17 protein-coding genes are annotated in these 24,673 nt (G+C 68.4%); 15 read left to right on the forward strand and 2 right to left on the reverse strand.

Annotated elements, in window-relative coordinates:
• The first annotated feature begins 118 nt into the window (after positions 1–118).
• Positions 119–1,879 (forward strand): aminotransferase class V-fold PLP-dependent enzyme, encoded by a 1,761-nt coding sequence (locus G4D83_RS42725; RefSeq protein ID WP_163870714.1) that lies wholly within the window; start codon positions 119–121, stop codon positions 1,877–1,879.
• A gap of 6 nt (positions 1,880–1,885) precedes the next feature.
• On the opposite strand, the gene G4D83_RS42730 is transcribed toward G4D83_RS42725, so the two are convergent.
• On the reverse strand, positions 1,886–4,477 hold the full coding sequence (locus tag G4D83_RS42730; RefSeq protein ID WP_163870715.1) for a LamG domain-containing protein: 2,592 nt from the start codon (positions 4,475–4,477) through the stop codon (positions 1,886–1,888).
• 387 nt (positions 4,478–4,864) lie between these two features.
• On the opposite strand from G4D83_RS42730, the gene G4D83_RS42735 reads away from it, so the two are divergent.
• The 5 genes from G4D83_RS42735 to G4D83_RS42755 are packed head-to-tail and all read left to right on the forward strand — an operon-like array spanning position 4,865 to position 9,979.
• Positions 4,865–6,175 (forward strand): OprO/OprP family phosphate-selective porin, encoded by a 1,311-nt coding sequence (locus tag G4D83_RS42735; RefSeq protein WP_163870716.1) that lies wholly within the window; start codon positions 4,865–4,867, stop codon positions 6,173–6,175.
• Positions 6,176–6,186: 11 nt separating this feature from the next.
• A complete protein-coding gene (locus G4D83_RS42740) occupies positions 6,187–7,215 on the forward strand; it encodes a sulfate ABC transporter substrate-binding protein (protein ID WP_240357131.1) in 1,029 nt (342 codons plus the stop codon).
• Between the two features lie 3 nt (positions 7,216–7,218).
• On the forward strand, positions 7,219–8,061 hold the full coding sequence (gene cysT / locus G4D83_RS42745) for a sulfate ABC transporter permease subunit CysT (protein ID WP_163870717.1): 843 nt from the start codon (positions 7,219–7,221) through the stop codon (positions 8,059–8,061).
• Between the two features lie 5 nt (positions 8,062–8,066).
• Positions 8,067–8,918 carry a sulfate ABC transporter permease subunit CysW gene (cysW, locus tag G4D83_RS42750; protein WP_163870748.1) on the forward strand — a complete coding sequence of 284 codons (852 nt, stop codon included), beginning with the start codon at positions 8,067–8,069 and terminating at the stop codon, positions 8,916–8,918.
• On the forward strand, positions 8,915–9,979 hold the full coding sequence (locus tag G4D83_RS42755) for a sulfate/molybdate ABC transporter ATP-binding protein (protein ID WP_163870718.1): 1,065 nt from the start codon (positions 8,915–8,917) through the stop codon (positions 9,977–9,979). The genes cysW and G4D83_RS42755 overlap by 4 nt, the downstream gene beginning before the upstream one ends.
• 16 nt (positions 9,980–9,995) lie before the next feature.
• Here G4D83_RS42755 and G4D83_RS42760 read toward each other — a convergent pair whose 3' ends face one another.
• Positions 9,996–10,784, reverse strand: coding sequence for a hypothetical protein (locus G4D83_RS42760; RefSeq protein ID WP_176437314.1), 789 nt, complete (start codon positions 10,782–10,784; stop codon positions 9,996–9,998).
• Positions 10,785–10,977: 193 nt separating this feature from the next.
• Between G4D83_RS42760 and G4D83_RS42765 the strand changes: the two genes are divergently transcribed.
• The 9 genes from G4D83_RS42765 to G4D83_RS42805 all read left to right on the forward strand — a co-directional run bounded on the left by G4D83_RS42765 (position 10,978) and on the right by G4D83_RS42805 (position 24,671).
• Positions 10,978–12,324, forward strand: coding sequence for a glycoside hydrolase family 16 protein (locus tag G4D83_RS42765; RefSeq protein ID WP_163870719.1), 1,347 nt, complete (start codon positions 10,978–10,980; stop codon positions 12,322–12,324).
• 96 nt (positions 12,325–12,420) lie between these two features.
• Positions 12,421–15,726: an RCC1 domain-containing protein gene (locus G4D83_RS42770; protein ID WP_163870720.1), complete on the forward strand. Its 3,306-nt coding sequence runs from the start codon at positions 12,421–12,423 to the stop codon at positions 15,724–15,726.
• A gap of 185 nt (positions 15,727–15,911) precedes the next feature.
• Positions 15,912–18,836, forward strand: a complete 2,925-nt coding sequence (locus G4D83_RS42775; protein ID WP_163870721.1) for an alpha/beta fold hydrolase — start codon at positions 15,912–15,914, stop codon at positions 18,834–18,836.
• A 20-nt stretch (positions 18,837–18,856) separates the two neighbouring features.
• A complete protein-coding gene (locus G4D83_RS42780) occupies positions 18,857–20,395 on the forward strand; it encodes a class I adenylate-forming enzyme family protein (RefSeq protein WP_163870722.1) in 1,539 nt (512 codons plus the stop codon).
• Entirely contained in the window at positions 20,392–21,678 is a 1,287-nt protein-coding gene (locus G4D83_RS42785; protein WP_163870723.1) for a type III PLP-dependent enzyme domain-containing protein, read from the forward strand. The genes G4D83_RS42780 and G4D83_RS42785 overlap by 4 nt, the downstream gene beginning before the upstream one ends.
• Positions 21,675–21,935 carry a phosphopantetheine-binding protein gene (locus G4D83_RS42790; protein WP_163870724.1) on the forward strand — a complete coding sequence of 87 codons (261 nt, stop codon included), beginning with the start codon at positions 21,675–21,677 and terminating at the stop codon, positions 21,933–21,935. Before G4D83_RS42785 ends, G4D83_RS42790 begins: the two co-directional genes overlap by 4 nt.
• Positions 21,932–23,926 carry an ABC1 kinase family protein gene (locus G4D83_RS42795; protein ID WP_163870725.1) on the forward strand — a complete coding sequence of 665 codons (1,995 nt, stop codon included), beginning with the start codon at positions 21,932–21,934 and terminating at the stop codon, positions 23,924–23,926. The genes G4D83_RS42790 and G4D83_RS42795 overlap by 4 nt, the downstream gene beginning before the upstream one ends.
• Positions 23,927–23,940: 14 nt before the next feature.
• The gene (locus tag G4D83_RS42800) at positions 23,941–24,210 is read left to right on the forward strand and encodes a DUF6200 domain-containing protein (protein ID WP_163870726.1); all 270 of its coding nucleotides are present in this window, start codon (positions 23,941–23,943) and stop codon (positions 24,208–24,210) included.
• 32 nt (positions 24,211–24,242) lie between these two features.
• Positions 24,243–24,671 carry a DUF6312 domain-containing protein gene (locus G4D83_RS42805; protein WP_163870727.1) on the forward strand — a complete coding sequence of 143 codons (429 nt, stop codon included), beginning with the start codon at positions 24,243–24,245 and terminating at the stop codon, positions 24,669–24,671.
• Positions 24,672–24,673: the final 2 nt, after the last annotated feature.

The raw sequence follows: 24,673 nt of genomic DNA on the forward strand, positions 1-24,673 counted from the left end.
CGGCGCAGGGACGACGAGTGCCGAGCGTGGCTGACGCGCTCCGTCGCGTGCATTGTTCCCCACGCGCTGGACAGTCGGGGAGGTTCGGCGGGATCCTCACTCCATCGAGAGGTGCGAGATGGAAGACGCCTGTTCGAGGTTGGTCGAATCCGTCAGGAACGCCATCCTCGGGGACGGGCGGCTGCTCCAGGGGCCCTACGGGCCGCGCCGGCTCACCTACGCGGACCATGCCGCCTCCGGGCGCTCGCTGGGCTTCATCGAGGACTTCATCCGCGAGCACGTCCTCCCGCTCTACGCCAACACGCATACGGAGACGTCGGGCACGGGCGCCCAGACGACGCGCTATCGCGAGGACGCGCGGGAGCTCATCCACCGCGCGGTGGGAGGCGGGCCCGACGACGTCGTCCTCTTCTGCGGCTCCGGTGCGACGGCCGCCATCTGCAAGCTCATCGACATCCTCAACCTGCGCATCCCCGCGGACCTGGATGCGAGGTTCGACTTGAGCTCGCGCATTCCGCTCGAGCAGCGCCCCGTCGTCTTCGTGGGCCCCTACGAGCACCACAGCAATGACCTGCCCTGGCGCGAGTCCATCGCGGAGGTCATCACCATCGACGAGGACGCTGACGGGCGCATCGACCCGGCCCACCTGGAGCGCGAGCTGGTGCGCTATCAGGACCGGCCGCTGCGCATCGGCAGCTTCTCGGCGGCGAGCAACGTGACGGGCATCCTCAGCGACCAGGAGGAGATCGGCGCGCTCCTGCGTCGGCATGGAGCGCTCTGCTTCTGGGACTTCGCGGCGGCGGGGCCGTATGTCCACGTCGACATGAACGGGCGGGAGGAGGGCCCCGCGAGGGCGTGCGTGCGCAAGGACGCCGCGTTCCTGTCGCCACACAAGTTCATCGGCGGGCCGGGCACGACGGGGGTGCTCGTCGTCAAGCGGTGGCTGCTGGGCAATCGCATCCCGACCGTGCCCGGCGGAGGCACCGTGTCGTACGTGAGTGGCCGCGCGCACGTGTATCAGCTCGACCCCGTGCATCGCGAGGAAGGGGGCACGCCCGCCATCGTCGAATCGATTCGCGCGGGCCTGGTCTTCCAGCTCCGCGAGGCGGTGGGCGTGGAGGCCATCGACGCGCGGGAGCAGGACTTCTCCCAGCGGGCCCTCGCGCGCTGGGGCGCCAATCCCAACCTGCGCATTCTCGGCAACCCGCTGCTCCGGCGTCTGCCCATCTTCAGCTTCCTGGTTCGATACGGGGACGCGTACCTCCACCACAACTTCGTGGTGGCCCTGCTCAACGACTTGTTCGGCATCCAGGCGCGCGGAGGATGCTCCTGCGCGGGGCCCTATGGCCACCGGTTGCTGGGCATCGACTCCGTCACCAGCCACCGCTTCCAGGACGTCATCCTGCGAGGCACGGATGGCGTGAAGCCCGGCTGGGTGAGGCTGGGCTTCAACTACTTCCTCTCCGAGACGACCTTCGGCTTCCTGCTGGATGCCGTGGACTTCGTCGCCCAGGAGGGCTGGAAGCTCCTGCCGCACTACGTGCTCGAGCCCTCCACCGGACAGTGGCGCCACCGCGACCACGCGCGGAGACTGGGACGGCTGAGCGACGTCACCTACGCGAGCGGCGAGTGCGCCTTCCCGTCTCCGGGGCCCTCCGCGCCGGAGCGGGAGCTGGAGGACTACCTCGCGCGGGCCCATCGCGTCGTCGAGCAGGCGCTCCACGAGGTGGGCGACAGGACGGTGGAGGACGCTCCGCTCACACCAGAGGCGGAGCGCCTTCGCTGGTTCCCGCTGCCCTCCGAGGTGCTGGAGGTGCTCCAGCGCGAGCACGCCGGCACGACGTCAGAGGCCCCCTTCCGACTCCAGGGGGCCCCATGAGTCACCTCAGGGGTTGAGCTTCCAGGGCACCGTCACGGCGGGCTGGAAGCAGTGCACGTTGGCCTGGCTGCCCGCGCCCAGTTCCTGCACCACGCCCGCGCCATACCCTTGCGTCTGGCACCACCGGCTGACCTCCAGCTTGGAGTCGGTGGAGCTGAAGTTGCCCGCGCCCGACGCGGGGCCGAGCAGGTCCTTGCCCACGTCCTGGATGAGCCCGGAGTTGAAGCAGCCCACCCAGGGGCGCGACGTCACCTCGAATATCTGCCCCGTGCTCCACCCCAGGCTGTTGCACCAGCGGTGCACGGCGGCGGAGCAGTCGAAGCTCTGCGCGACGCGCTCGTCCACGCAGCCGGCGTGCTTGCGCGCCAGCTCCTCGAAGGTGACGCCCAGGCTCTCATGCTGGATGGGGGCACACGCCACCGTCACGTCCGTCGTCGTGGCGCCGGCCAGCGCGCCCAGCAGGGAGATGGGCGGACGGTTTCCGATGAGCTGCTGAATCGTCTGGTAGGTGTTGGTGGTGGTGGCCAGCGCGTCGTGGGCGCCACGTTGCGCGCAGACGCGGTGCATGGCGGACGAACATGCCAGCGTGCCCAGGGCCGCGTGGGTGTTGCAGGCGGGCTGCTGCTGGCTCATCCCGAACTGGCCCGCGGAGGGAGTCTCCTGGATGGCCTCGTCGCGACAGTCCGCGCCGTGTGAGGACATGCAGACGGAGCGGGCGGAGCGCGCATGGGAGAAGAAGCGCACTTCGTCGATGGCACCTCGGAAGGAGCCCTCGCCATTGGTGGGGCAGGCCTGCGTGTTCAGCACGTTGCCCGCGCCAATGGCGAGCGCGCCGGTGGCCAGCCTGAACGTGCCCGTGGCGACGGGCAGCGCGCGCCCGGTGGGCACGCCGTTGACGTACTCACCGAAGACGCCGGTGACGCCGTCCCAGGTGTAGGCCAGATGGGTCCACGCGCCGAGGGGCAGCGCGGGGCTCCGGCCCAGGCGCACGCGCGTGCCGTTGATGACGAAGGACATCTGCACCGTGTTGTCGGACTCGTAGATGAGGTCCAGCGCGTTGCCCTTCTGGAGCAGGTACCGGTAGGGGTTCCCCGTGGTGCAGCCGGTGTGGATGCCCGTGTCCGGGCGGACCGCGAGCTGCACGGTGAAGCCCCGCGCGAAGCCTCCCACGCCGGGCCGGGTGCCAGAGGCGTCCGTCAGGTTCACCGTGAGCGCCCCGCCGCCAGGGACGACGAGCGCCTTGCCCTTGCCGTGCGGTTCCCACAGCGAGCCGGACGTCGGCTGCGTCACCGCGTTGCCCGCGGAGATGGAGGCGGTGCCCACCAGCGTGCCCGTGTGGAAGTTCCCGGACAGGTCCGGGGTGCGCGTCAGGTCATACGCGCCCGCGCGTGTCACCAACTCGTTCATCGGCAGGGAGAGCACGTGGAAGGGGTCCACCAACTCGCCGATGTCCACCTCGTTGTAGTCCCCCGTGTTGCTGCCGAAGAGCGCGAGCACGTCATGTGTCTTGGTGACGGGCAGGTAGTGGCTCTCATTGCTGGAGCCCGGCGGGAAGTTCTGCTCCGGCGCGCGCTCCTGCTCCAGGTTCCACATGGGGCCCGAATAGAAGAGGTGGGCGATGTCGCTGCGGTCCGTGTTGATGGCGCCATCGATGTGGTACGCCGTCCAACCCGTCTCCGCGCCGATGAGGCTGACGGCCTCTCGTCGCGCTCCGTCCGTGTAGATGACGCCGGTGTATGTGACGTTGCGCCCCTCGTGGTCCACCCAGGCGTAGGCGGCTCGGATGAGCGGCCCGGACGTCGTCTCACCGAAGAGCTCGCCGGTGGAGGCCTTCAGCTTCTGCCACGAGAGCGGGTAGCGCTTCACGCCCGCGGTGGTGTCGCTGTACATCATGGAGAGCGGGCGCGGATTGCTCCACCCCGTGGCCGCGCAGGGCGTGGCGTTGTACGAGTACATCAGGTGGTCGATGCCGCCGTCGTTGGCGGGGCTGCCCTGATAGATGAGCAGCCGGCCGTCGGAGGTCATCGTCGGCTCGATGCCCCGGATGCTCGCGCCGGTGACGGTGGTCAGATATTCCAGGTTGCCGGTGGTGAACGAGGAGATGTCCGCCTGCGGCGTGAAGGGCTGCGACACCCGGATGTCCACCGGACGCCGGCGGAAGCGGTTGGGCCCGTTGAACATCTGCGAGTCGAAGAGGAAGGGCTGGTACACCGTCAGCCCTCCCGACAGGACATAGGGCTGGGCCGGGTTGGTGAAGCAGAACGCCAGCGCGTTCTCTCCGTTCGTCACCTGGGTGCTGCGTCCAGCAGAGAAGGCCGCGGAGAAGCTCGGCTTGCCTTGAGCGTCGTACGTCACCGCCTCCGGTCGGAACACTCGCGCCAGCCAGGTCGTCGTCGTCGTGGCGTGGTCCTCCCGGATGTTGCCCACGAAGATGCGCCCGTCGATGGTGGAGGAATGCCCGTTCGCACCGAAGGGCGTGGAGATTCGCGTGTTCACCAGGGAGGGGCGCTCAGCTGCGAGGGCCTCCGGTGCAATCAGCAGCGCGGCGAGCAGCGGCGCGAGTCGTGGAACCCGCGTCGAATTGCGTCGAGTGGACATGAGGGCCTCCTGGCATGGAGTTCTGACTATACTTGAATTACTGGGTGGGATATGGATTGCACCAGGGTGGCTGCGTGCGCGGCATTTCCGTGGACGGAGGACGTCGCCGACACCGCTGGAAGGGGAGGGAGTCGGTGGGTTGGTCAGGCGGGGGTGCGTTGACAAGGTCGATGGTGCCGGGCATCGTGGTGAGACTTCATGGCCCGGCTGCTCACCCACGCTTGTTGCTGCTGTCACGCACCTGCGGTGGGCGCCTGTCGACCCTTGGCCTGATAACCCTGGGTTGAGCTGGTTCGAAGAGCCCACCATCCGCGAGGAGGTGGGCTTTCGGCTTTCTGGCTCCCGAGTCCACCGTCCATCGCGTTCCTCTCGCAGTCGAGGTCACGCATGGCAGTTTTCACACCACACCGACTCTCCATCCTCGCCGCGGGCCTGGCCTGGCTGCTCGCGCCGCACGCGGTGGCACAGACGCCGGCACCCGAAGCGCCTCCCGCCGCGCCGTCACCGACGCCGGGGGGCGTCGCCGTCAAGGCCACCCCCGAGGGCATCTCCGTCTCGTCCGCCGACAAGGCGTTCCTGCTGAAGCTGCGGGGCTACATCCAGATGGATGGCCGCTTCTTCGAGAGCAAGGCGGACCGGCCGGGCTCCACCACGCTGCTCATCCGGCGCGCGCGTCCACTTCTGGAGGGGACGCTCTTCAACCTGTTCGACTTCCGGCTGCTGGCGGACTTCGCGGCCAACGCGCCGCTGCTCTGGGATGCGTACCTGGAGTACCGCCCCAGCAAGGCGGTGCGCGTGCGGGTGGGCAAGTTCCGTCCTCCGGTGGGGCTGGAGCGCAACCAGTCCGGCATCAACACGCTCTTCGTCGAGCGCGCGCTGCCCACGGACCTGGTGCCCAACCGGGACGTGGGGGTGATGGTTCACGGCGACCTGTATGACGGCACTCTGAGCTACGCGCTGGGGGCCTTCAACGGCACGGCGGATGGCGCCAGCGCGGACACCAACCTGGACGACAGCTTCGACCTGGCCGCGCGCCTGTTCGCGCATCCGTTCCGGGCCACGAAGCTCAAGCAGCTCTCCGGCTTGGGGCTGGGCATCGCCGCGTCGCGCGGACAGCAGTTCGGCTCGGCGTCCACCACGGGCGAGGCGCCGCTGCGCACCATGGGGCAGCAGACGTTCTTCATCTTCCGGACGGGCACGGGAGCGGGGGAGACGGTGATTGCGCACGGTGAACACGTGCGGCTGTCGCCCCAGGGGTATCTCTACCTGGGCCCCGTCGGCGCGATGGCCGAGTACGTGTCGTCCACGCAGGAGGTGAACCTGGGAGCGCGGCACGCGCGGCTGCGCTTCGAGTCGTGGCAGGCCAGCGCGTCATACGTCCTCTTCGGGGGCAAGGCGTCCTATGACGGCGTCAAGCCCACGGACCCGCTGGGCGCGGAGGCGGGCGGCTGGGGCGCGGTGGAGTTGGGCGCGCGCTACGCCTCGCTCCATGTGGACCCGGATGCCTTCTCCATCTACGCGGACCCCACGCGCTCGGCCCGCAACGCGCGAGGGTGGGGCGCGGTCGCCAACTGGTACCTCAACAGCAACGTCCGTGTGGCCACGTCCTTCGACCACACGAGCTTCGATGGCGGCGCCGTGGACGGCGACCGCATCCCCGAGGATGTCGTCATGTCCCGCTTCCAGGTGAGCTGGTGAAAGGCCCCGCAATGCGCTTCCCTCTCCGGCTGTCCCTGCTCGTCCTGTTCGCCCTGGGTGGTTGTTCGAAGTCCGGGAGCGAGTCCGCTGCCCCGAGCACCGTCACGCTGCTCAACGTCTCGTATGACCCGACGCGGGAGCTGTACGCGGACGTCAACGCCGCCTTCGCGAAGCATTGGGAGACGACTCACGGACAGAAGGTCTCCATCAAGCAATCCCATGGCGGCTCCGGCAAGCAGGCGCGGGCCGTCATCGACGGGCTCGACGCGGACGTCGTCACGCTGGCGCTGGCCTACGACGTGGACATGCTCCACGACAAGGCGTCGCTCATCCCGGAGGGCTGGCAGACGCGGCTGGCGAACAACAGCGCGCCGTACACGTCCACCATCGTCTTCGTGGTGCGCAAGGGAAACCCCAAGGGCATCAAGGACTGGGACGACCTGGTCCGAGAGGGCGTCGCCGTCATCACCCCCAATCCGAAGACGTCCGGCGGCGCGCGCTGGAACTACCTGGCCGCGTGGGGCCATGCCCTGCGCAAGCCCGGTGGCACCGAGGAGTCCGCGCGGGCCTTCGTGGCCGCGCTGTTCCGCAACGTGCCCGTGTTGGACTCGGGAGCCCGGGGCGCCACCACGACCTTCGCGGAGCGTGGACTGGGCGACGTGCTCATCGCCTGGGAGAACGAGGCCTTCCTGCTGACGGACGAGGTGGGCAAGGAGCGCTTCGAAATCATCGTCCCGTCGACGAGCATCCTCGCCGAGCCTCCCGTGGCGGTGGTCGACCGCAACGTGGACAAGCGCGGCACCCGCGCGGTGGCGGAGGCGTATCTCCAGTTCCTCTACTCGGAAGAGGGGCAGCGGCTCGCGGCGAAGCACCACTACCGTCCCCGCTCGGAGGAGGTGGCGTTGAAGCAGGGGGCGCGGTTCCCCAAGGTGACGCTCTTCACCATCGACGAGGTCTTCGGTGGCTGGCGCAAGGCGCAGGCGGCCCACTTCGATGACGGGGGCGTGTTCGACCGCATCTACGTCCCCCAGGCGCATTGAGCCATGGGCTCGCTCACTCGCCGCCATGTCCTGCCCGGCTTCAAGCTGTCGCTGGGCTTCACCTGGGCCTATGTCGGGCTGCTCGTCCTCATTCCGCTGTCCAGCCTGTTCCTCAAGACCTTCTCGCTGACGTGGCTCCAGTTCTGGGAGACGGTGACGGCGCCCCGGGCGCTCGCCGCATACCGGCTCAGCTTCGGCGCGTCGCTGTCGGCGGCGCTGGCGAACGTCGTCTTCGGGCTCCTGGTGGCCTGGGTGCTCGTGCGCTACCGCTTCCCGGGCCGCTCGCTGGTGGAGTCGCTGGTGGACCTTCCCTTCGCGCTGCCCACCGCGGTGGCGGGGCTGACGCTCACCACGCTGTTCTCCGCGAAGGGCTGGTACGGCCAGTACCTGGAGGCGTGGGGCTTCAAGGTGGCCTACACCTCCGTGGGCGTGGCCGTGGCGCTGACCTTCATCGGCCTGCCCTTCGTGGTGCGCACGGTGCAACCCGTGCTGGAGGACATCGACGTGGATGTGGAGGAGGCGGCGGCCACCCTGGGCGCGACGCCGTGGCAGACCTTCGCGCGGGTGTTGTTCCCGGCCATCTTCCCCGCGCTGCTCAGCGGCTTCACGCTGGCCTTCGCGCGGGCGCTGGGGGAGTACGGCTCCGTCGTGTTCATCTCCGGCAACATGCCGCTGCGCACGGAGATTGTTCCGTTGCTCATCGTCACCAAGCTGGAGCAGTACGACTACGCGGGCGCCACGGCCATCGCCGTCGTCATGCTGATGGCGTCGTTCCTCCTGCTGCTCGTCGTCAACGTGCTCCAGCGCTGGAGTCATCGCCGGCTGGAAGCCAGGGCGGGGGCGTGACGGACATGTTCGCTCCGACGATACATCTGCCCCGACGCAAGACGCGGACGCTGGAGGGCTCACCGTGGGTCCGGTGGACGCTCATCACCGTGGCGCTGGGCTTCCTGGCCGTCTTCCTCGTCGTTCCCCTGGTCGCCGTCTTCACCTTCGCGTTCCAGAAGGGATGGGAGGCGTACCTGGCCGCCATCACCGAGCCGGAGGCGCGCTCCGCCATCGTCCTGACGTTGACGGCGGCGGCCATCGCGGTGCCGCTCAACCTCGTCTTCGGCCTGGCGGCGGCGTGGCTCCTGGCGCGGTTCCGCTTCCGGGGGCGCGCGTTGCTGCTGACGCTCATCGACCTGCCGTTCAGTGTGTCCCCCGTCATCGCCGGGCTCATCTTCGTGCTGCTCTTCGGACGACAGGGCTGGCTGGGCCCGTTCCTGTCCGAGCATGACTTGCACGTCATCTTCGCCGTGCCGGGAATCGTGCTGGCCACGGTGTTCATCACCTTGCCCTTCGTCGTGCGGGAGGTGCTGCCGGTGATGCAGACGCAGGGCAGCGACGAGGAGGAGGCGGCGCTCACGCTGGGGGCGAGCGGCTGGCGCACCTTCCTTCGCGTCACGCTGCCGAAGGTGAAGTGGGGTGTGCTCTACGGCGTCATCCTCTGCAACGCGCGGGCGATGGGGGAGTTCGGAGCCGTGTCGGTGGTGTCCGGGCACGTGCGCGGCGTCACCACCACGCTGCCGCTGCACGCGGAGATTCTCTACAACGAGTACGACTTCGCGGGAGCGTTCGCCGTGGCGTCGTTGCTCACGCTGCTCGCGCTCGTGACGCTGGTGCTGAAGAAGTACGTGGAGTGGAGGAGTGAGGCGTCATGAGCATCATCGTCGAGCAGCTCACCCGGCGGTTCTCCCCGGGCGGCAGTCCCGCCGTCTCGGACGTCTCGTTCCACGCGCCCGCGGGCGCAATCACTTCCCTGCTGGGGCCGTCCGGCGCCGGCAAGTCCACGCTCCTGCGCCTCATCTGCGGGCTGGAAATCCCGGACGTCGGTCGCGTCCTCATCGACGGCGTGGACTGTACGTCGCTGCCCGTGCAGCAGCGCAACGTCGGTGTCGTCTTCCAGAGCTACGCCCTGTTCCGGCACATGACGGTGCGCGAGAACATCGCCTTCGGACTCAACGTGCGGAAGCTTCCTCGCGCGGAGGTGGAGGCGCGCGTGGACGAGATGCTGCGCCTGGTCCAGTTGGAGGCGCTCGGCGAGCGCCATCCAGGGCAGCTCTCCGGCGGTCAGCGCCAGCGGGTGGCCTTCGCGCGCGCGCTGGCCATCCGCCCCCGGGTGTTGCTGCTGGACGAGCCCTTCGGCGCGCTCGACACGCGGGTACGCGAGGAGCTGCGCGAGTGGCTCCATCAACTCCATACGCGCACCGGTCTGACGACGCTGCTGGTGACGCATGACCAGCAGGAGGCCTTGGAGATTTCGCAGCACGTGGTGGTGATGAGTGATGGGCGCGTGGCGCAGGCGGGCTCGCCGGAGGACATCTATGACCGGCCCGCGTCACCCTTCGTCGCGTCGTTCATCGGCGGGGCGAGCGTCCTGCGCGGTCGCGTCCTGGAGGGCAGGGCATCGCTGGGCTCGCTGGCGCTGACCGTGCCCGCCGCCGCGCGTGAAGGGGAGGCGGTGCACGCCTTCGTCCGGCCCCACGACATCAAGCTGGCCCGCTCCGTCTCCACGGAGGGCGTCACGCCCTTCACGGGCAGGGTGCAGCGCTTCAAGCCCGTGGGCGGCTTCGTGAAGGTGCTCCTGCGCATGCCCTCCGGGGACGAGGTCACCGTGCAGGTGCCTCGCTCGGAGTTCGACGCGCTCGGCGTCGTGGAAGGGGACGCGGTGCGCGCCGATGTGCTCACCGCCTCCGTGTTCGTGGGGGACTACGCCATCTGAACAAGGAGGCCTTGCCTCAGTGGGCCTCGATGACAGGTCGCGCGTAGGGGCTGTGCGCGGCGAGCCCCTCCGGAATCACCACGGGCTCGCGGGGGCCCACCTTCCACGGAGGCCGCGCCTCGCCCCGGCGCTGGGCGCGGATGCAGCGCCACAGCTCGTTGGCGTAGGGCAGGACGATGGTGGCGCCGATGCCGAGCAGGATGTTGCGCAGGTAGCCCGCCGGCAGTCGCTGTTTCTTCAGCGCGAAGCGCCACCGCCCCTTGCGTCCGCCGATGCCCCAGATGGCCAGGAACTGGTCCCAGTGCAGGCAGACGATGGAGGACACGGCCATGAAGGGCAGCACCTCCAGGAAGCTGTGCGTGTGCTGCTCGCGCGGCTCCACGTCCCGCTGGTGGTTGATGGCGTAGGCCACGTCCGCGAAGGCCGTCGCCTCGTGCACCAGCGAGTGCCCCAGCATGACGGAGAGGGTGAGCGGGTTGATCTCCATCAACAGCCCCATCATCACCGGCACGCCCACCTCGGTCATCATCAGGCAGTGGATGAGCGACTCGCCCGCGCCGCTGGTGTGCTCGATGTCCGTGCGCTTGTGCCACACCCAGTCCACCACGCCTGGCACCAGCCACGCGGGAAGCATGAAGTACAGCAGCACCCGTTGCGTCGCTGACGCCGCGTCGGTGGCTCCGGAGGGAATGCGCAGCCGGGGCCTGCGCAGATAGCCGCGCGCGGCCTTGGCCAGCTTGAACCGCCAGCTCCGGTGCCCCCAGGGCGTGGTGATTTCCCGGAACATCGCCGCCGTGCCGCGCATGACGCCTCCCGCTTCGGCGCCCCTCGGGGCGCCACTGGATGGACGTGTCAGAAGCTAGGCACCGCCCGCGCGCCCACCACCGAGCAACGGCCGGACAGGAGGGCGCCAGCAGGCCATGGCGAATCCATCGAGACAATGCGGAAATGCTAGGATTTCGTGAAATAGAGGTCTCAACCCATTCCAGGAGGAATGCATGGCAGGACGGACCGAGGCGTGGTGGGTGGTTGCGGGGCTGGTGCTGGCGGGCTGTGGCAGCGAGGTGGCGGTGGAGCCCGAGGCGGTACCGCTGGAGAGTCAGGCGCAGAAGGAGCAGGCGTACGACCCGGGGCCGGGTTGGAGCCTGGCGTGGCAGGACGACTTCGGCGGCACGGGCCTGAACGCGGCCAACTGGAACGTGCTGACGAGCAACCACGACCCCGTCACGAACAACTGCAACTTCGGCACGGGAGAGCTGGAGTTCCCGCGCGCGCAGAACGTCACGGTGAGCGGGGGCAAGCTCATCCTCACCGCGGAGCGGACGTCGGATGGGCCGTATGATTCGCGCTGCGCGGGCTACGGGCCGCGCTCGTTCTACTCGGGGCGCATCCACACCAAGGGCAAGGTGGAGCGGCGCTACGGCAAGCTCGTCGCGAGCATCAAGGTGCCGTCCGGGTACGGCATGTGGCCGGCGTTCTGGACGCTGGGCGCGAACATCTCCAACGTCGGTTGGCCGGCGAGCGGTGAAATCGACATCCTGGAGTGGCACTCCAACGAGCCGTCGTGGATGAAGGTGGCCACGCACTCGTCCAACGGGGTGCAGCACTGGGGCTCCGGAGCGAACCGGGGCTACAGCGTCGCGGACGCCTTCCACGTCTACGAGGTGGAGTGGACGGCGGACCGGATGATCTTCCGTCTGGACAACCAGGTCCGTGCGAACGCGGACTTCTTCCACAACGACCCGGCGTTCCAGCAGAACCACTACGTCCTGCTGAACCTGGCGCTGGGCGGGAACTGGTATGGCAACACCTCGCCGGCTTCCATCGACCTGCCCTCCGGGCAGCGCAAGACGATGGAGGTGGAGTGGGTGCGCTGGTACCAGGCGGGCGGCTCCAGTGGCCCCTCGCTGGCCAATCCCAGCTTCGAGGCGAACATGAGCGGCTGGTCGACCTGGAGCCCCAACGGCACCGAGGCCGCGGACTTCAGCGAGACGCACAACGGTGGCCGCACGGGCAGCTACCACCTGACGCACTGGACCAACGCGACGCCCTTCGAGGTGTGGACGTACCAGTCCGTGTCGGGGCTCGCGTCGGGCAACTACAAGGTCCGCGCGTGGGTGAGGAAGGCCGGTGGGTTCGACCTGGCGCGCATCCAGGCGAAGACGTGCGCCTCCTGCGGACCGGTCTTCACGGACCTGGGCACGTATGGCGCGTGGACGCTGGTGGAGACGCCCGCCATCAACGTCACGGGGGGCTACCTGGAGCTGGGCTTCCACACCCGGGCGACCACGGGCAACGGCGCCAACTTCATCCACATGGATGACGTGGAGCTGGTGCGCCTCTAGCGGAACGGGCCCCCGGTGGTGGAGCGCGAGTCTGGCTCCACCACCGAGGGTGTTTCCGGGACCGAGCATTTTCGAGTCCGCTTTCGGAAGGGAAACATGAGGCGTGAAGAGACGATGCCGGGCGGCCCGAGGGCATGCGTGTTCGCGGTCCTGATGTGCGGGTTGTGGGTCCTGGGCTGTAAGGAGCCTCTTTCGCGAGAGGTCACCGTGCCCGGGGTGGGCACGGTGAAGGCCGCGGAGGGGCTTCCCCGGAATCAAACCGTCTCCGCGGGACGTCTCCATTCGCTGGTGCTGCGGCCGGATGGAACGGCGTGGAGCTGGGGCTCGAATACCTTCGGACAGCTTGGTGACGGCACCCTGCGGACCCGAGCCGTGCCCGCGCGCGTCTGGGGATTGTCCTCGGTGAGCATCGTCTCGGCGGGAGACCTGCATTCGCTCGCGCTGAAGGCGGACGGCACGGTGTGGGCGTGGGGAAACAACGAGCGGGGGCAGTTGGGGCTCGGTGACACCGTGGCGCGACGGGCTCCCGTGCGCGTGCCGGGGCTCACGGACGTGGTCCGGATTGTCGCGGGCTTCTCCCACTCGCTCGCGCTGAAGGCGGACGGCACCGTGTGGGCCTGGGGCAACAACGCGACGGGACAGCTCGGTGACGGCACCACCACGCAGCGGTTGCTGCCCGTGCCCGTGTCGGGACTGCTCGGGGTGTCCGAGATTGGCGCGGGCAACTCGCACTCACTGGCACTCAAGGCGAACGGGACGGCCTGGACCTGGGGCGCGAACTCGGACGGGCAACTGGGCGATGGTGGCTCCGCCCAGCGGCTTGTTCCCGGCCTCGTCTCCTCCCTGGCGTCGGTGGTGGCCGTCGTGGGCGGGGGCTCGCATTCACTGGCGCTGAAGGTCGATGGGACGGTGTGGGCCTGGGGGCAGAACACCTTCGGCCAGCTCGGCGATGGGAGCACGACACGGCGCTCCTTGCCCGTGCGCGTCCCCAGTCTCACGAACGTGACGGCGGTGGCGGGCGGCGGACAGCACTCGCTGGTGTTGAAGGCCGACGGCACGGCGTGGGGTTGGGGCGGCAATGGCCGGGGGCAGGTGGGGGATTTGTCGATGACGCAGCGGCTGTCGCCAGTGCGGGTGCATTCGCTGACGGGTGTGCTCGGCGTTGCCGCCGGAGGAGGGCAGCACTCCGTGGCGATGCTGGTCGATGGCACTGTCAGCACCTGGGGCAACAACATCGATGGTCAGTTGGGGGATGGCTCACGAATCCTCAGCACGGCGCCCGCCTGGACGGCTGGAATGGTCACTCGCGTGGAGCTCGCAGCGGGGAGGAGTCACTCGTTGGCGCTGAAGCCGGATGGCACCCTGTGGGTCTGGGGCGCCAATGCCTTGGGGCAACTGGGTGACGACACGCTGACCGCCCAGGCCGCACCGGTCCAGGTGTATGTGCATGGCGGGGTTCAGTCGGTCGCGGCGGGAGGGGATTTCTCCCTCTGCTTGAGTCTCTGGGGCGGTGTCTTTGCCTGGGGCGACAACGCCCACGGGCAAGCGGCGAATGGGCGGAGCTCCCCGCAAGTCTATCCTCAAGAGGTGATGGGGCTGTGGGACGTCGTGAGCATCTCAGCGGGTGACTCGCATGCGCTCGTGGTGAAGGCGGATGGGACGGTGTGGTCCTGGGGCTCCAATGCGTCCGGGCAACTGGGCGATGGCGGCACGACTTCTCGCTTTGAGCCTGTCCAGGTCCCAGGGCTCACCGGTGTCGTCGCGGTGTCCGGTGGCAAGGCCCATTCCCTGGCGCTCAAGCGGGACGGCACCGTGTGGGCATGGGGGAGCAACACGCAGGGACAGCTCGGCGATGGCACGACGACGCAGCGCCTGCTCCCCGTGGCCGTGCAGGGACTGACGGGGGTGGTCTCCCTCTCCTCCAAATCCATGCACTCGCTGGCCCTGCGGATGGATGGCACCGTCTGGGCCTGGGGCTCGAACGAGGTGGGGCAACTCGGAGATGGCACCACCACCTCTCGCCTGGTGCCCACGCGCGTCACGGGTCTCTCGGATGTGGTCGCCATCAGCGCGGGCGTCGCGCAGTCCGCCGCGACACAGGTGGACGGCACCGTCTGGACGTGGGGCTCCAATGTCGCCGGCCAGCTCGGGAATGGCTCGACGACGCAACGTCTGGTGCCCGGGCTCGTCGTGGGCCTGTCGAACGTCACGTCACTCGCCTCGGGAGAGGCTCACTTCCTCGCGGTCAGGGACGACAACACCTTGTGGGCCTGGGGTTCGGCCTCCTCGGGGCAGGTGGGCGACGGCGTCTCCGCCATGCATCCGACGCCCACGCGAACGGTGTTCGGTCCGACGAAGGTCGCCATCGCGAGCCGGCGGCACTCGCTGGCGATGAGCGGCGACGGCAAGGTGTGGAGTTGGGGCGCCAATACGCCCTCTGGACTCCTGGGAGATGGCACGACGGTTTCGAGCGTGTGGCCTGTCGCCGTCAGCGGACTTTCGAATGTGCTGAGCCTGGATGTGGGGCTCCAGCACTCGCTGGCGCTCCGCGCGGGTGGCACCGTCTGGGCTTGGGGCAACAACGGTTCGGGACAACTGGGGCAGGGGCCGGGTGGTGCGCCCGTGCACCTCACACCCGTCGCGATTCCTGGGCTGGCGGGCGTGGTGGCTGTCGCCGCGGGGGAGGCCCACTCCTTCGCATTGAAGGTGGATGGCACTGTCTGGGCATGGGGGGACAACACGAACGGATGGCTTGGCGATGGGACGTCCTTGAACGTGCGGCACTCGCCCGTGTTGGTGGCCAACCTCTCCGACGTCGTGGCCATCTCCGCCCGGAAGAACCATGCCCTGGCGCTCGAGGCGGACGGCACCGTCTGGAGTTGGGGCGTCAATTCCCACGGACAGTTGGGAGATGGCACGACCACGAACCGCCGGACTCCCGTGCAGGTGGCCGGCCTGACGGATGTGATTGCCATCGACACCGGAGATGACTTCTCGCTGGCCAGGACCATGAATGGCGTGGTGTGGGCGTGGGGAAGGAACGATGAGGGGCAACTGGGAGATACCGGGGGGGATGACCCGCTTCCCTCCTCGGTGTCCTGGACAAGAGGCTCCATCGCCATGGCGGCGGGGGCTCGCCATGTCCTCGCCCTGAGCGTGACGGGTTCCGTGCTGGCCTGGGGTGGCAATGATGCGGGGCAGGTGGGTGATGGGACGAATGTCTCGCGGCGCTGGCCGGAGGTCGTGCAAGGACTCACTCCGGCGGTGTCAGTGATTGCGGGAGACCGCCACTCCCTGGTGGTGCTGGAGGACCGCCAGCTCTGGGGCTGGGGGAGCGACGCCGACGGACAACTGGGCACTGGAGCGGTGTCGTACCGGAGCTTGCCCGTGAACGTCTGGTGATGCCGTCGTGATGAAGGTGGCCGGGGGCGCCGTGCGCTCCCGGCCATCTGTCGGGAATCGTATGGTTCAATCGCCTTGCGATGCAATCAATGTCATACACGACAGAGGCATGATGGTGTTGACATGTCGCGATATGCCCCGCATAAGGTTGGCTGCAATTGCAGCCCTACCCAGTGGAGCGGCCCATGGGTGCGACATATGCGAATCCCCTGGAGTTGGACGGACGAGAGCTTCGCCCCACGCGGCTCCTCCTCACCGGGGGAACGGGCTTCCTGGGAAGCCACTTCCTCCTCTGGCGGTTGAGGACAGGCGGGCGGCTCTTCGTACTGGTTCGTGGCACGTCGCCGGAGCACGCGCGCGAACGACTCCTGGAGTCACTTTCAGAGGCCGCGGCTTCGTATGACGTCCCCGTTCCGCTCGAGGCCGTCGAAAAGAATGTCATCTGCCTGGTCGGTGACATCACCCTCCCGCTGTGTGGCCTCTCTCCCGAGGACCTGGAGCGGCTGGAGGAGGCGCGACTGGAGGAGGTGTGGCATTCCGCGGCCAGCCTCGCGTATGAGAACCGCCACCGCGACAAAATCCATGCACACAATTGCATTGGGACCAGAAACATCCTGGAGGTCGCGCGGAAGGTAGGGGCCGGGAGGTTTGTCTATGTCTCCACCGCCTACACCGCGGGCACCCGGCGTGGAGTGATTCCCGAGCAACTGCATCCGGAACCCACGGGTGGTGCCTCGGATTTCAACAACTACTACGAGGAGAGCAAGGCGCAGGCGGAGCGCGAGGTGTCTCGTGCCTGTGAGGCCGCCGGTCGCGCCTACAGCATCGTCCGCCCCTCGGTCATCATCGGCCCCAGCGCGAGCCGACGCAGCGGGGGGACGCGGTTCGGAATCTATGGTTTCGTGCGGGAGCTTTACCGGCTGCGCCGGGAGCTGGCGCAAGTCACGGACCCGTTGCGGCTGCTGGGGCATGAGGGCGCGGGCGTCAACATGGTGCCCGTGGACCATGTGGTGCTGGACATGCTCCGGCTGAGCGCCACCGGGTTCGAGGGCGGGCCGGTGCATCACCTGGTGGGCCCGGTGGAGCTTCCGGCGGTGGGAATGGTCGACCGGATGTCCCATGCGCTCCGGCTTTCCATCCTCAGCTTCACCACCCACCGTGAGACGGAGGCATCGCCCATTGAGCAGCTCTTCGATTTGCGTGGGGCCTTCTACGCCAGCTACGGGCTGAACCCGAAGCGGTTCGCCCGCGCCCTTCCTCCACATCCGCCGCTCACCCTCGCCGACCTGGATGTCTACCTGTCGAGCTACCTCGCGGAGCTGGCGCGGGAGAGAGAGGGGCAGGTGTTCACACCGGTGCAGGTGCGTGCGCCGGATGGGGCGGAGGTGTGTGCCTTCACGCGAGGCGACCCCACGCACCCCGTGCTGGTCCTCTGCAACGCCTATGCGATGCCCGAGGAGTTCCTGGCGCCGCTCGCACAGCGGCTGGCCGAGAAATGGCGGGTGGTGACGTGGAACACCCGCTGGCTGCCCACTCCGACGCCGGACTTCAATCCCTCCCGCTGTGACTCCAGCGTCCATGTGGCGGACCTGGTCGCCGTGCTGGACAGGCTGGGAATCTCCCGGGTGGAGACGGTGGTGGGCTGGAGCAGTGGCGCGCAGGTGGCGCTCCGCGCGCTGGCCGAGCACCCCGAGCGCTTCGCGAGCGGCGTGCTGCTCAACGGGACGGTGTCGCTTCCGGCGACTCCGGACCACCCGATGACGTCCTTCGAGAAGAACCTCCGCCAGCTCTTCCCCCAGATTGCCGTCAACCCTCGGGTGGCGGAGCGCTACTGCAAGCTGATTTTCGGAGGCGCCCCCGGAGCCGAGGCACCGCACAGCGAGGACCGGAAGGTGGTGGCCAGCGTCCTCACCTCCACGGACCCCCACCTGCTCTACATGACCAGCGTGCCGTTCCGCACGCCGTCCAGTCTGTTCCGGTACGCGAACATGGTCTGCGCGCTCTTCCGCGAGCGGGAGGACGCCTGGACGTCCTCCGTGAAGCAGCCCGTGCTCGTCTTTGGAGGTGGCGCGGATGCCATCTCGCACCCGGACCAGGTGGCGCTCCTGGCCTCCCGGCTCGTCGGCGCGAGGACGGTGCTCCAGCCGGACGCGGACCACTTCTCCCATTTCTATGACGAAGGGATCGCCGCCATGATTGAGGACTTCGCCCAGCACGCGCCCTCCGCGGCGCTTCCCGTGCAGCCCGCCGAGGATGGTTTCGCGCGCACCCTGGAGCGGCTCATCCACCTCTCCAATGCGGACACCTCCAATCCCTTTCGGGAGCTGGTCTGGGAGAAGTCGCTGCCCGAGGACCAGCCCTGGATGAGTCCGGAGCTGCTCTCCGTCCATGGCACGCCCTGGGCCGAGAAGCTGACGCCCGAACAGCTCCTGCGGCTCAGCAAATGGGAGTGCATCAACTTCTTCAGCCTGAACGTGACGGGCATCCGCGAGCTGCTCACGGAGATGATCAGCCGGATCCACACCCCGGGCTACGAGGTGTCCTCCGAATACCTCCACCACCTGGTGCTCGAGGAGAATGAGCACATGTGGTACTTCTCGCGGTTCTGCCTGACGTACGGCGGAAAGATATACAAGGACCGCCGCATCCGTTACGACACCTTCCCCGAGACGGACATCAAGGAGTTCCTGGCCTTCGCCACGGTGCTGGTGTTCGAGGAGATTGTCGACGGCTACAACAGCCACATGGCGAAGGACGCGCGTCTGCCTCCCTTCGTGCGTGAAATCAACCGGCTGCACCACTCGGATGAGACACGCCACATCAGCTACGGGCGGTTGAACATCGAGCGGCTCCACCAGGGGCTGCGGGCGAAGCATGGGGTCGAGCGGCTTCGGGACGTGGAGCGCGCGCTCAAGCGCTTCATGCTCACGTCGATGCAGAAGCTCTACAATCCGGACATCTACAAGGACGTGGGCCTGCCCGAGCCGCTGAAGGTTCGCAACGAGCTTTTGGCCCATCCCGAGCGCGTGGCCTTCAACGAGCGCATCCTCTCGAAGACCACGAGGTTCATGGTGAAGAAGGAGATCTTCACCGACGACCGTCTGTCCTGACCTGTCTGGGAGAGACACGCATGACGCCCCGTCACCTCTGCGGTTTGCTGGAAGAAGCCGAGCGCCATCATGGCGACCGCCTGTTCTTGTCCGACGAACGGGTCTCCTTCACCTATGCGCAGCTCGGCACGGCCACCCGGCGCCTGGGTGGCTGGCTTTCGCGCCAGGGCTTCCGGCGTGGAGACAGGGCCGTCATCCTCACCCGCAACCGCGCGGAGGTGGCCCTGGCCGCGTTCGCGACGGCGCGGCTGGGAGGCATCTTCGCGGTGCTGCATGGTGCGATTCGCGAGCCGGGCTTGCGGAGGATCCTGGAGCAGGTGACGCCCGCGGTGGCCTTCCTGGATGAGTCCACCGCGCACCTCGCGCCAGCCTTCGCCGACGTGCCCATCGTCTGGGTGGGAGAGGGCTCGGGGCCCGTCTCGGCACCTCGGTTGTCGCGAATCGTGGACAGCGAGCCGGTGGAGTGTCCGCCCTTCGCGGGTGTGGACGTGGATCCAGTCTGCCTCATCTACACGTCCGGCTCCACGGGAGCGCCGCGAGGCGTGACGCTCAGCCACGACAACATCCTCTTCGTGGTGGACGCCATCCAGGCGCGGCTCCAGTACCGCACCGAGGACGTGGTGGGCGTCTTCCTGCCGCTCTCCTTCGACTACGGCCTGTATCAGGTGTTCCTCGCCGCGCAGGTGGGGGCGGGCGTGTTCGTCGGGAGCGCGGAGCTGGCCGGGCCGGCGCTGGTCACCACGCTGGAGCGACAGCGAGTCACGGTGCTGCCCGGTGTGCCCACGTTGTTCGCCGCGTTGCTCAAGCTGCTCGGTCGGAGTGGGGCGGGCGCGCTCCGCTTGAGGGCGCTCACCAACACGGGGGCGCATCTGCCGGCCAGCCACGTGGAGCAGCTCCGGCGTCAGCTGCCCGGGGTCTCGGTGTTCCCCATGTATGGGCTGACCGAGTGCAAGCGCGTCTCCATCCTGCTGCCCGAGGAGCTGGAGGCGCACCCGGGCTCGGTGGGACGCGCGTTGCCCGGCACGGAGGCGATGATTCTGGACGAGCGGGGCCAGGTGCTGCCGCCAGGAGAAGTGGGAGAGCTGGTCATCCAGGGGCGCCACGTCGCGCTCGGGTACTGGCGGGCGCCGGAGGAGACCGCGCTGCGCTATCGCACGCACCCGCGTGGACTGGGCCGCGTGCTGTACTCAGGTGACCTCTTCCGGATGGACGCGGAGGGCTTCCTCCAGTTCGTGGGGCGCCGGGACTTCCTCCTCAAGCGCCGCGGCTTCCGGATGCACCCGCTGGAAATCGAGGAGGTGGCCTGCGGGCTGCCCGGTGTCGCCGAGGCGGGCGTGGTGCAGGAGGCCCAGGCCGACCGGCTGCACCTGTTCGTCACGTCCACTCCTGGCGCGCCGCCACCGCGCGAGGCCGGGCTGCTCGACGCGCTCTCCAGTCGACTGGAGTCCTACAAAGTCCCGGACCAGGTGCACTGGGTGCCGGAGCTGCCGAGGACGGCCAACGGCAAGCTGGACCGGGCAGCCCTCGCGAGCTGGATTGTGGCGGGAGGACAGTCATGAGCGCGCCGATGAGTCCTCCGCTGCTGGCCCGGGCCGCGGCCTGGTTGGAGGCCTACGGCTCGCCGCTCTATGTCTATGATTTGGGGGACGTGGAGCGGCGCACGCGCGAGCTCTTGTCCGTCCTGCCCGAGGGCAGCCGGTTGTTGTTCTCGCTCAAGGCCAATCCGCTTCCGGTGATGGCGGAGGCGCTCTGCCGGCTCGGCTGCGACGCGGAGGTGTCTTCGCCCGGAGAGCTGGCGGTGGCGATGGCCGCCGGCTTTCCACCGGAGCGGGTGCTCTACTCCGGCCCGGGCAAGAGCACCGAGGAGGTGCGCGGGGCGCTCAGCGCTGGCGTGACGCGCTTCTCCGCCGAGTCGTGGACGGACCTGGAGCGCATCGACCGGGCCGCGCGCGCCGCTCGGCTTCGCGCCCGGGTCCTCCTGCGCGTCAACCCGGAGGCGCCTCCCGTGGCGCGGCTGGCGATGAGTGGCGTGAGCAGCCAGTTCGGGCTCGACGAGGCGGAGTGGCGCGAGGGTCGCGCGCGTGTGGCGGCGCTCGGCGGCGTCGAGCTGCTGGGCGTGCACGTCTACCAGGGAACTCAGCTCGCGGACGTGCCGGCGCTGCTCTCCGCGCTGCGGGTGGCGCTCGAGGTGGGAGAGTCGCTCTCCCATGCGTTCGAGCTTCCCTTCCAGGTGTTGGACCTGGGCGGAGGTTTCCCCTGGCCCTTCGCCACGTCCGGCGTGGGGCCCGAACTGGAGTCCCTGCGCGAGCCGCTCGCCCGGCTGGCCTCGGAGCGGAAGAGGACCGCGTCGGCCGCGCTGTGGTTCGAGTCGGGCCGCAGGCTCTGCGGCTCCTCGGGCACGCTGTGGTCCACGGTGATGGATGTGAAGCGCTCGAAGGGCAAGCAGTACGTCGTCCTCGACAGCGGCATCCACCACCTGGGGGGCATGTCGGGCCTGGGGCGGGTTCCGCTGGTCGGCATCGGCGTCGTCCAGGCCGGAGCGGAGGCCGGGTCTGGGGTGCTCGAGGAGGTCAACGTGGTGGGGCCGTTGTGCACGCCGCTGGACTGCTTCGCTCGCAACGTCAGGCTCCCGCCGCTTCGGGTGGGCGACCGGGTCTTCGTGCCCAACGTCGGGGCCTATGGCGCCACGGCGAGCCTCACGGGGTTCTTGAGCCGACCGCCGCCGCTGGAGCTGGTCCATCGGGACGGCGAGGTCATCGCGGTGCACCGGCTGCGCTGGGGGCACGAGCTCCACACGCGTCTGCCCATCCAGGGGTCGCTTTCGTCGGAGGAGACACGATGAATACGGACGAGGTGAGGACCAGACTCATCGAGGTGATTCGCGAGTTCCTTCCCCGCGTGGCTCCGGACGAGCCGGTGGAGATGGCGCGCCCCTGCAACGAGATGGGGCTCGACTCGATGAACGCCATCAACCTGATGCTCGCGCTCGAAGGAGCCTTCGAGATTTCCTTCCCGGACGCGCTCCTCACCGCGGAGACATTCCACTCTCCCGCGAGCCTGGAGACCATCGTCCATCGACTGCGCGGCGCCGCGCGGTGAGTTCGCTCCGCGCCGTCCCGGAGAAGGTGGACCCGGTGCCGCCGGTGAAGGAGGCGGCCCCCTCCTCACCGGCGCGCCCGGCCGTGGCGCGCGAGCAGCGGGTCTCCGCCGCCGTCCAGCGCTGGCGCAAGCGCGAGGAGCTGGACGCGAGAATCCAGGCGGCCAAGGCGCTGGGCAAGGAACTCCGCGCTCGTTCGTGGGAGACCCCGCCCACGCCTCACCAACGCGAGGCGGAGGAGCACCGCGCCAGCGTCGGCCGGACGCTGCTCCAGCTGGGCGTCTGGATTTCCGGTGCCCTGTGGTTGCTGGTGCGAATCGCCGCGGACGTACTCCGCCGCCGGGACTCCATCCAGTCCCGGGGCCAGCACCTGCGGCGGCTGATTGAGCGAGCGGGCGGGACGTGGATCAAACTGGGCCAGCAGATGGCCATCCGCGTGGACCTGCTCCCGTATCCGGTGGCGCAGGAGCTGGAGAAGATGCTCGACGCCGCGCCGCCGATTCCCTTCTCCGAGGTGCGGCAGCTCGTGGAGCGCTCCCTCCAGCGGCCGATAGCGGAGGTGTTCTCCGAACTGGGCGCGGAGCCCGTGGGCTCGGGCTCCGTCGCCTGTGTCTATCGAGGGGTGCTGCGTGGCGGTGAGGAGGTCGCCGTGAAGGTCCGCCGGCCCGGGGTCGGCTCGCTCTTCGCCGCGGACATGCGCGCGCTGGGGTGGATTCTCGGCCTGGCGGAGCTGTGGTTCGTTCCTCCTGGCTACTCGCGCCAGCTGCTCCACGAGCTCAGCACCATGCTCTATGAGGAGCTCGATTTCGTCCGGGAGGCTCGCTACACGGAGCTGTTCCAGGACCGGATGGACAAGCTGGGCCAGCGCTTCGTCCGCTCGCCCCGCGTGTACGGAGACCTGTCCAACCACGAGGTCCTCGTCACCGAGTTCGTCTCCGGCGTCTGGCTCAAGGACCTCATCTCCACGGCCGAGCGCAAGGACGAGTCGGGCCTGGCGTCGCTGGCCACGCTGGGAATCGTGCCCCGCAAGGTGGCCCGCAGGCTGCTCAAGATTGCCCGCCTCTGTGCGCAGGAGGGGCTCTTCTTCCACGCGGACCTCCACCCGGCCAATGTCATGGTCCAACCGGACAGCCGGCTGGTGCTCATCGACTTCGGCTCCTGTGGTGCCTTCACCGCGCGCGAGCGCCGCGTGTGGCGAGAAATCGCGGACGCCCAGGCGAACGAGGACGTGGGGCGGATGGTGTCTGCCGTGCTCGCGCTGCTCGAGCCGCTGCCCGCGGTGGACGTGGAGGAGTTCTCCCGCAAGCTGGAGAGCATCTTCTGGCAGGACCTCTACGCGAACAAGAGCCGCACCTCGCGCTGGTGGGAGCGCACCTCCGCCAACCTCTGGATTGGGTTCTTCAAGCTGGCCCAGGAGTACAGGGTCCCGATGAACCTCAACACCTTGCGGATGATTCGCTCCACCATGCTCTCCGACAGTCTGGCGGCCCGGCTGGAACCCCGCATAGACCATTACCGGGAGTACCGCCGGTACGAGGTCCAGCTCGGGCGCCGGATGCGACAGCGATTGAACCGGAAACTGGACAGTCTGTCCGAGGACCGCTCGTTCATCCGCTACGAACAGGTCTACGACGCAGCTGTGGCTGGCTTCTACCGTCTCCAACGCTTCCTCGACTCCTCGACCTATCGGTTCGCGGTGACGGAGCGGACCTTCTCTTTCGCTGTGTCCCAGGCATTGCGCGCGGGGAGCTGGTTGTTGTTGGGAGCGTTGGCGGTTCGCGTGGGCGCGGCGGTGGTGGCGGTCGTCAGGCGAGGGGAGCGTGCGGGCGAGGCCTTCACCACGGAGGTGCTCTCAGGTCATGCCTGGAGCCAGCTGCTGCTCAGCCCGCTGTTCCTGGGGGCCGTGCTGGTCGCGGTGGCGGTGACACTGCGGGGCATCAGCTTCCGACTGTCGGACAAGGACCGCGAAGCGGGCTCACGCACCGCGCTTTGAAAGGAGAACACGGAATGACAATCGAAACCCTGAACAGCATCAGCTCCATTCCCGTCGTCATCGACATGGGCAAGCAGCGGCGCAAGAAGCTCAAGGCCCTCAAGCGAGGCCAGGGCGCGCTGATGCTCGAGGTGGGCGAAGCCTTGAACGAGGTCCGGGAGAGGCTGGGGGAGGAGGTCCTCGGCAAGCATCTCGTGCCGGTGGTCCTCATCTACCAGCGGCAGCCCAAGAAGAAGCGGCGCGGCGGGCTGTCGCTGCCATTCGTCCCGCCCTTCATGCCGTGAAACCCCCGCAGTGGACTCGAGGAGACGAGACGATGAGCATTCAAGGCAAGGATGTGACCACCGAGACGCAAGTCCGGGTGGATGGCCACAGCGGGCAGGTGATGGCCACGGAAGTGGTCATCGAGCGCGACCTCTCGGTGGGCAAGAGGAAGCGCAAGACGAGCAAGGGGCTGAAGAACCTGGACAAGGCGCACGACAACGTGAGTCGTGCGATGGAGAACCTGTCCGCGTCCGTCTCGGATGGGTTGAAGACCTACCGCCGGGAGCAGAAGGCCTCGGCGGAGCGGAAGAAGGACGGCGCCCTGCGGGACTTGATGAAGAACTCCGGCAAGGCGATGAGCGACTCCCTGAAGACCTTGAGCAAGGTGCCGCGCGACCTCACCCGGACGATTGACAGCAAGCGCAATCGCAAGCAGGTGCGGGCCATCGCGAAGTTCATCGCGGGGCCCCTGGGACGCTAGCG

This window comes from Myxococcus eversor, assembly GCF_010894455.1.
Classification (GTDB): domain Bacteria; phylum Myxococcota; class Myxococcia; order Myxococcales; family Myxococcaceae; genus Myxococcus; species Myxococcus eversor.

Bases quoted from the DNA above. Each gene is read 5' to 3' on its own strand.
- G4D83_RS42725 (WP_163870714.1), top strand. From the start codon at position 119: ATGGAAGACGCCTGTTCGAGGTTGGTCGAATCCGTCAGGAACGCCATC.
- G4D83_RS42740 (WP_240357131.1), top strand. From the start codon at position 6,187: ATGCGCTTCCCTCTCCGGCTGTCCCTGCTCGTCCTGTTCGCCCTGGGT.
- cysT (WP_163870717.1), top strand. From the start codon at position 7,219: ATGGGCTCGCTCACTCGCCGCCATGTCCTGCCCGGCTTCAAGCTGTCG.
- G4D83_RS42765 (WP_163870719.1), top strand. From the start codon at position 10,978: ATGGCAGGACGGACCGAGGCGTGGTGGGTGGTTGCGGGGCTGGTGCTG.
- G4D83_RS42760 (WP_176437314.1), bottom strand. From the start codon at position 10,784: ATGCGCGGCACGGCGGCGATGTTCCGGGAAATCACCACGCCCTGGGGG.
- cysW (WP_163870748.1), top strand. From the start codon at position 8,067: ATGTTCGCTCCGACGATACATCTGCCCCGACGCAAGACGCGGACGCTG.
- G4D83_RS42785 (WP_163870723.1), top strand. From the start codon at position 20,392: ATGAGCGCGCCGATGAGTCCTCCGCTGCTGGCCCGGGCCGCGGCCTGG.
- G4D83_RS42775 (WP_163870721.1), top strand. From the start codon at position 15,912: ATGGGTGCGACATATGCGAATCCCCTGGAGTTGGACGGACGAGAGCTT.
- G4D83_RS42780 (WP_163870722.1), top strand. From the start codon at position 18,857: ATGACGCCCCGTCACCTCTGCGGTTTGCTGGAAGAAGCCGAGCGCCAT.
- G4D83_RS42755 (WP_163870718.1), top strand. From the start codon at position 8,915: ATGAGCATCATCGTCGAGCAGCTCACCCGGCGGTTCTCCCCGGGCGGC.
- G4D83_RS42730 (WP_163870715.1), bottom strand. From the start codon at position 4,477: ATGTCCACTCGACGCAATTCGACGCGGGTTCCACGACTCGCGCCGCTG.
- G4D83_RS42735 (WP_163870716.1), top strand. From the start codon at position 4,865: ATGGCAGTTTTCACACCACACCGACTCTCCATCCTCGCCGCGGGCCTG.
- G4D83_RS42790 (WP_163870724.1), top strand. From the start codon at position 21,675: ATGAATACGGACGAGGTGAGGACCAGACTCATCGAGGTGATTCGCGAG.
- G4D83_RS42800 (WP_163870726.1), top strand. From the start codon at position 23,941: ATGACAATCGAAACCCTGAACAGCATCAGCTCCATTCCCGTCGTCATC.
- G4D83_RS42805 (WP_163870727.1), top strand. From the start codon at position 24,243: ATGAGCATTCAAGGCAAGGATGTGACCACCGAGACGCAAGTCCGGGTG.
- G4D83_RS42770 (WP_163870720.1), top strand. From the start codon at position 12,421: ATGAGGCGTGAAGAGACGATGCCGGGCGGCCCGAGGGCATGCGTGTTC.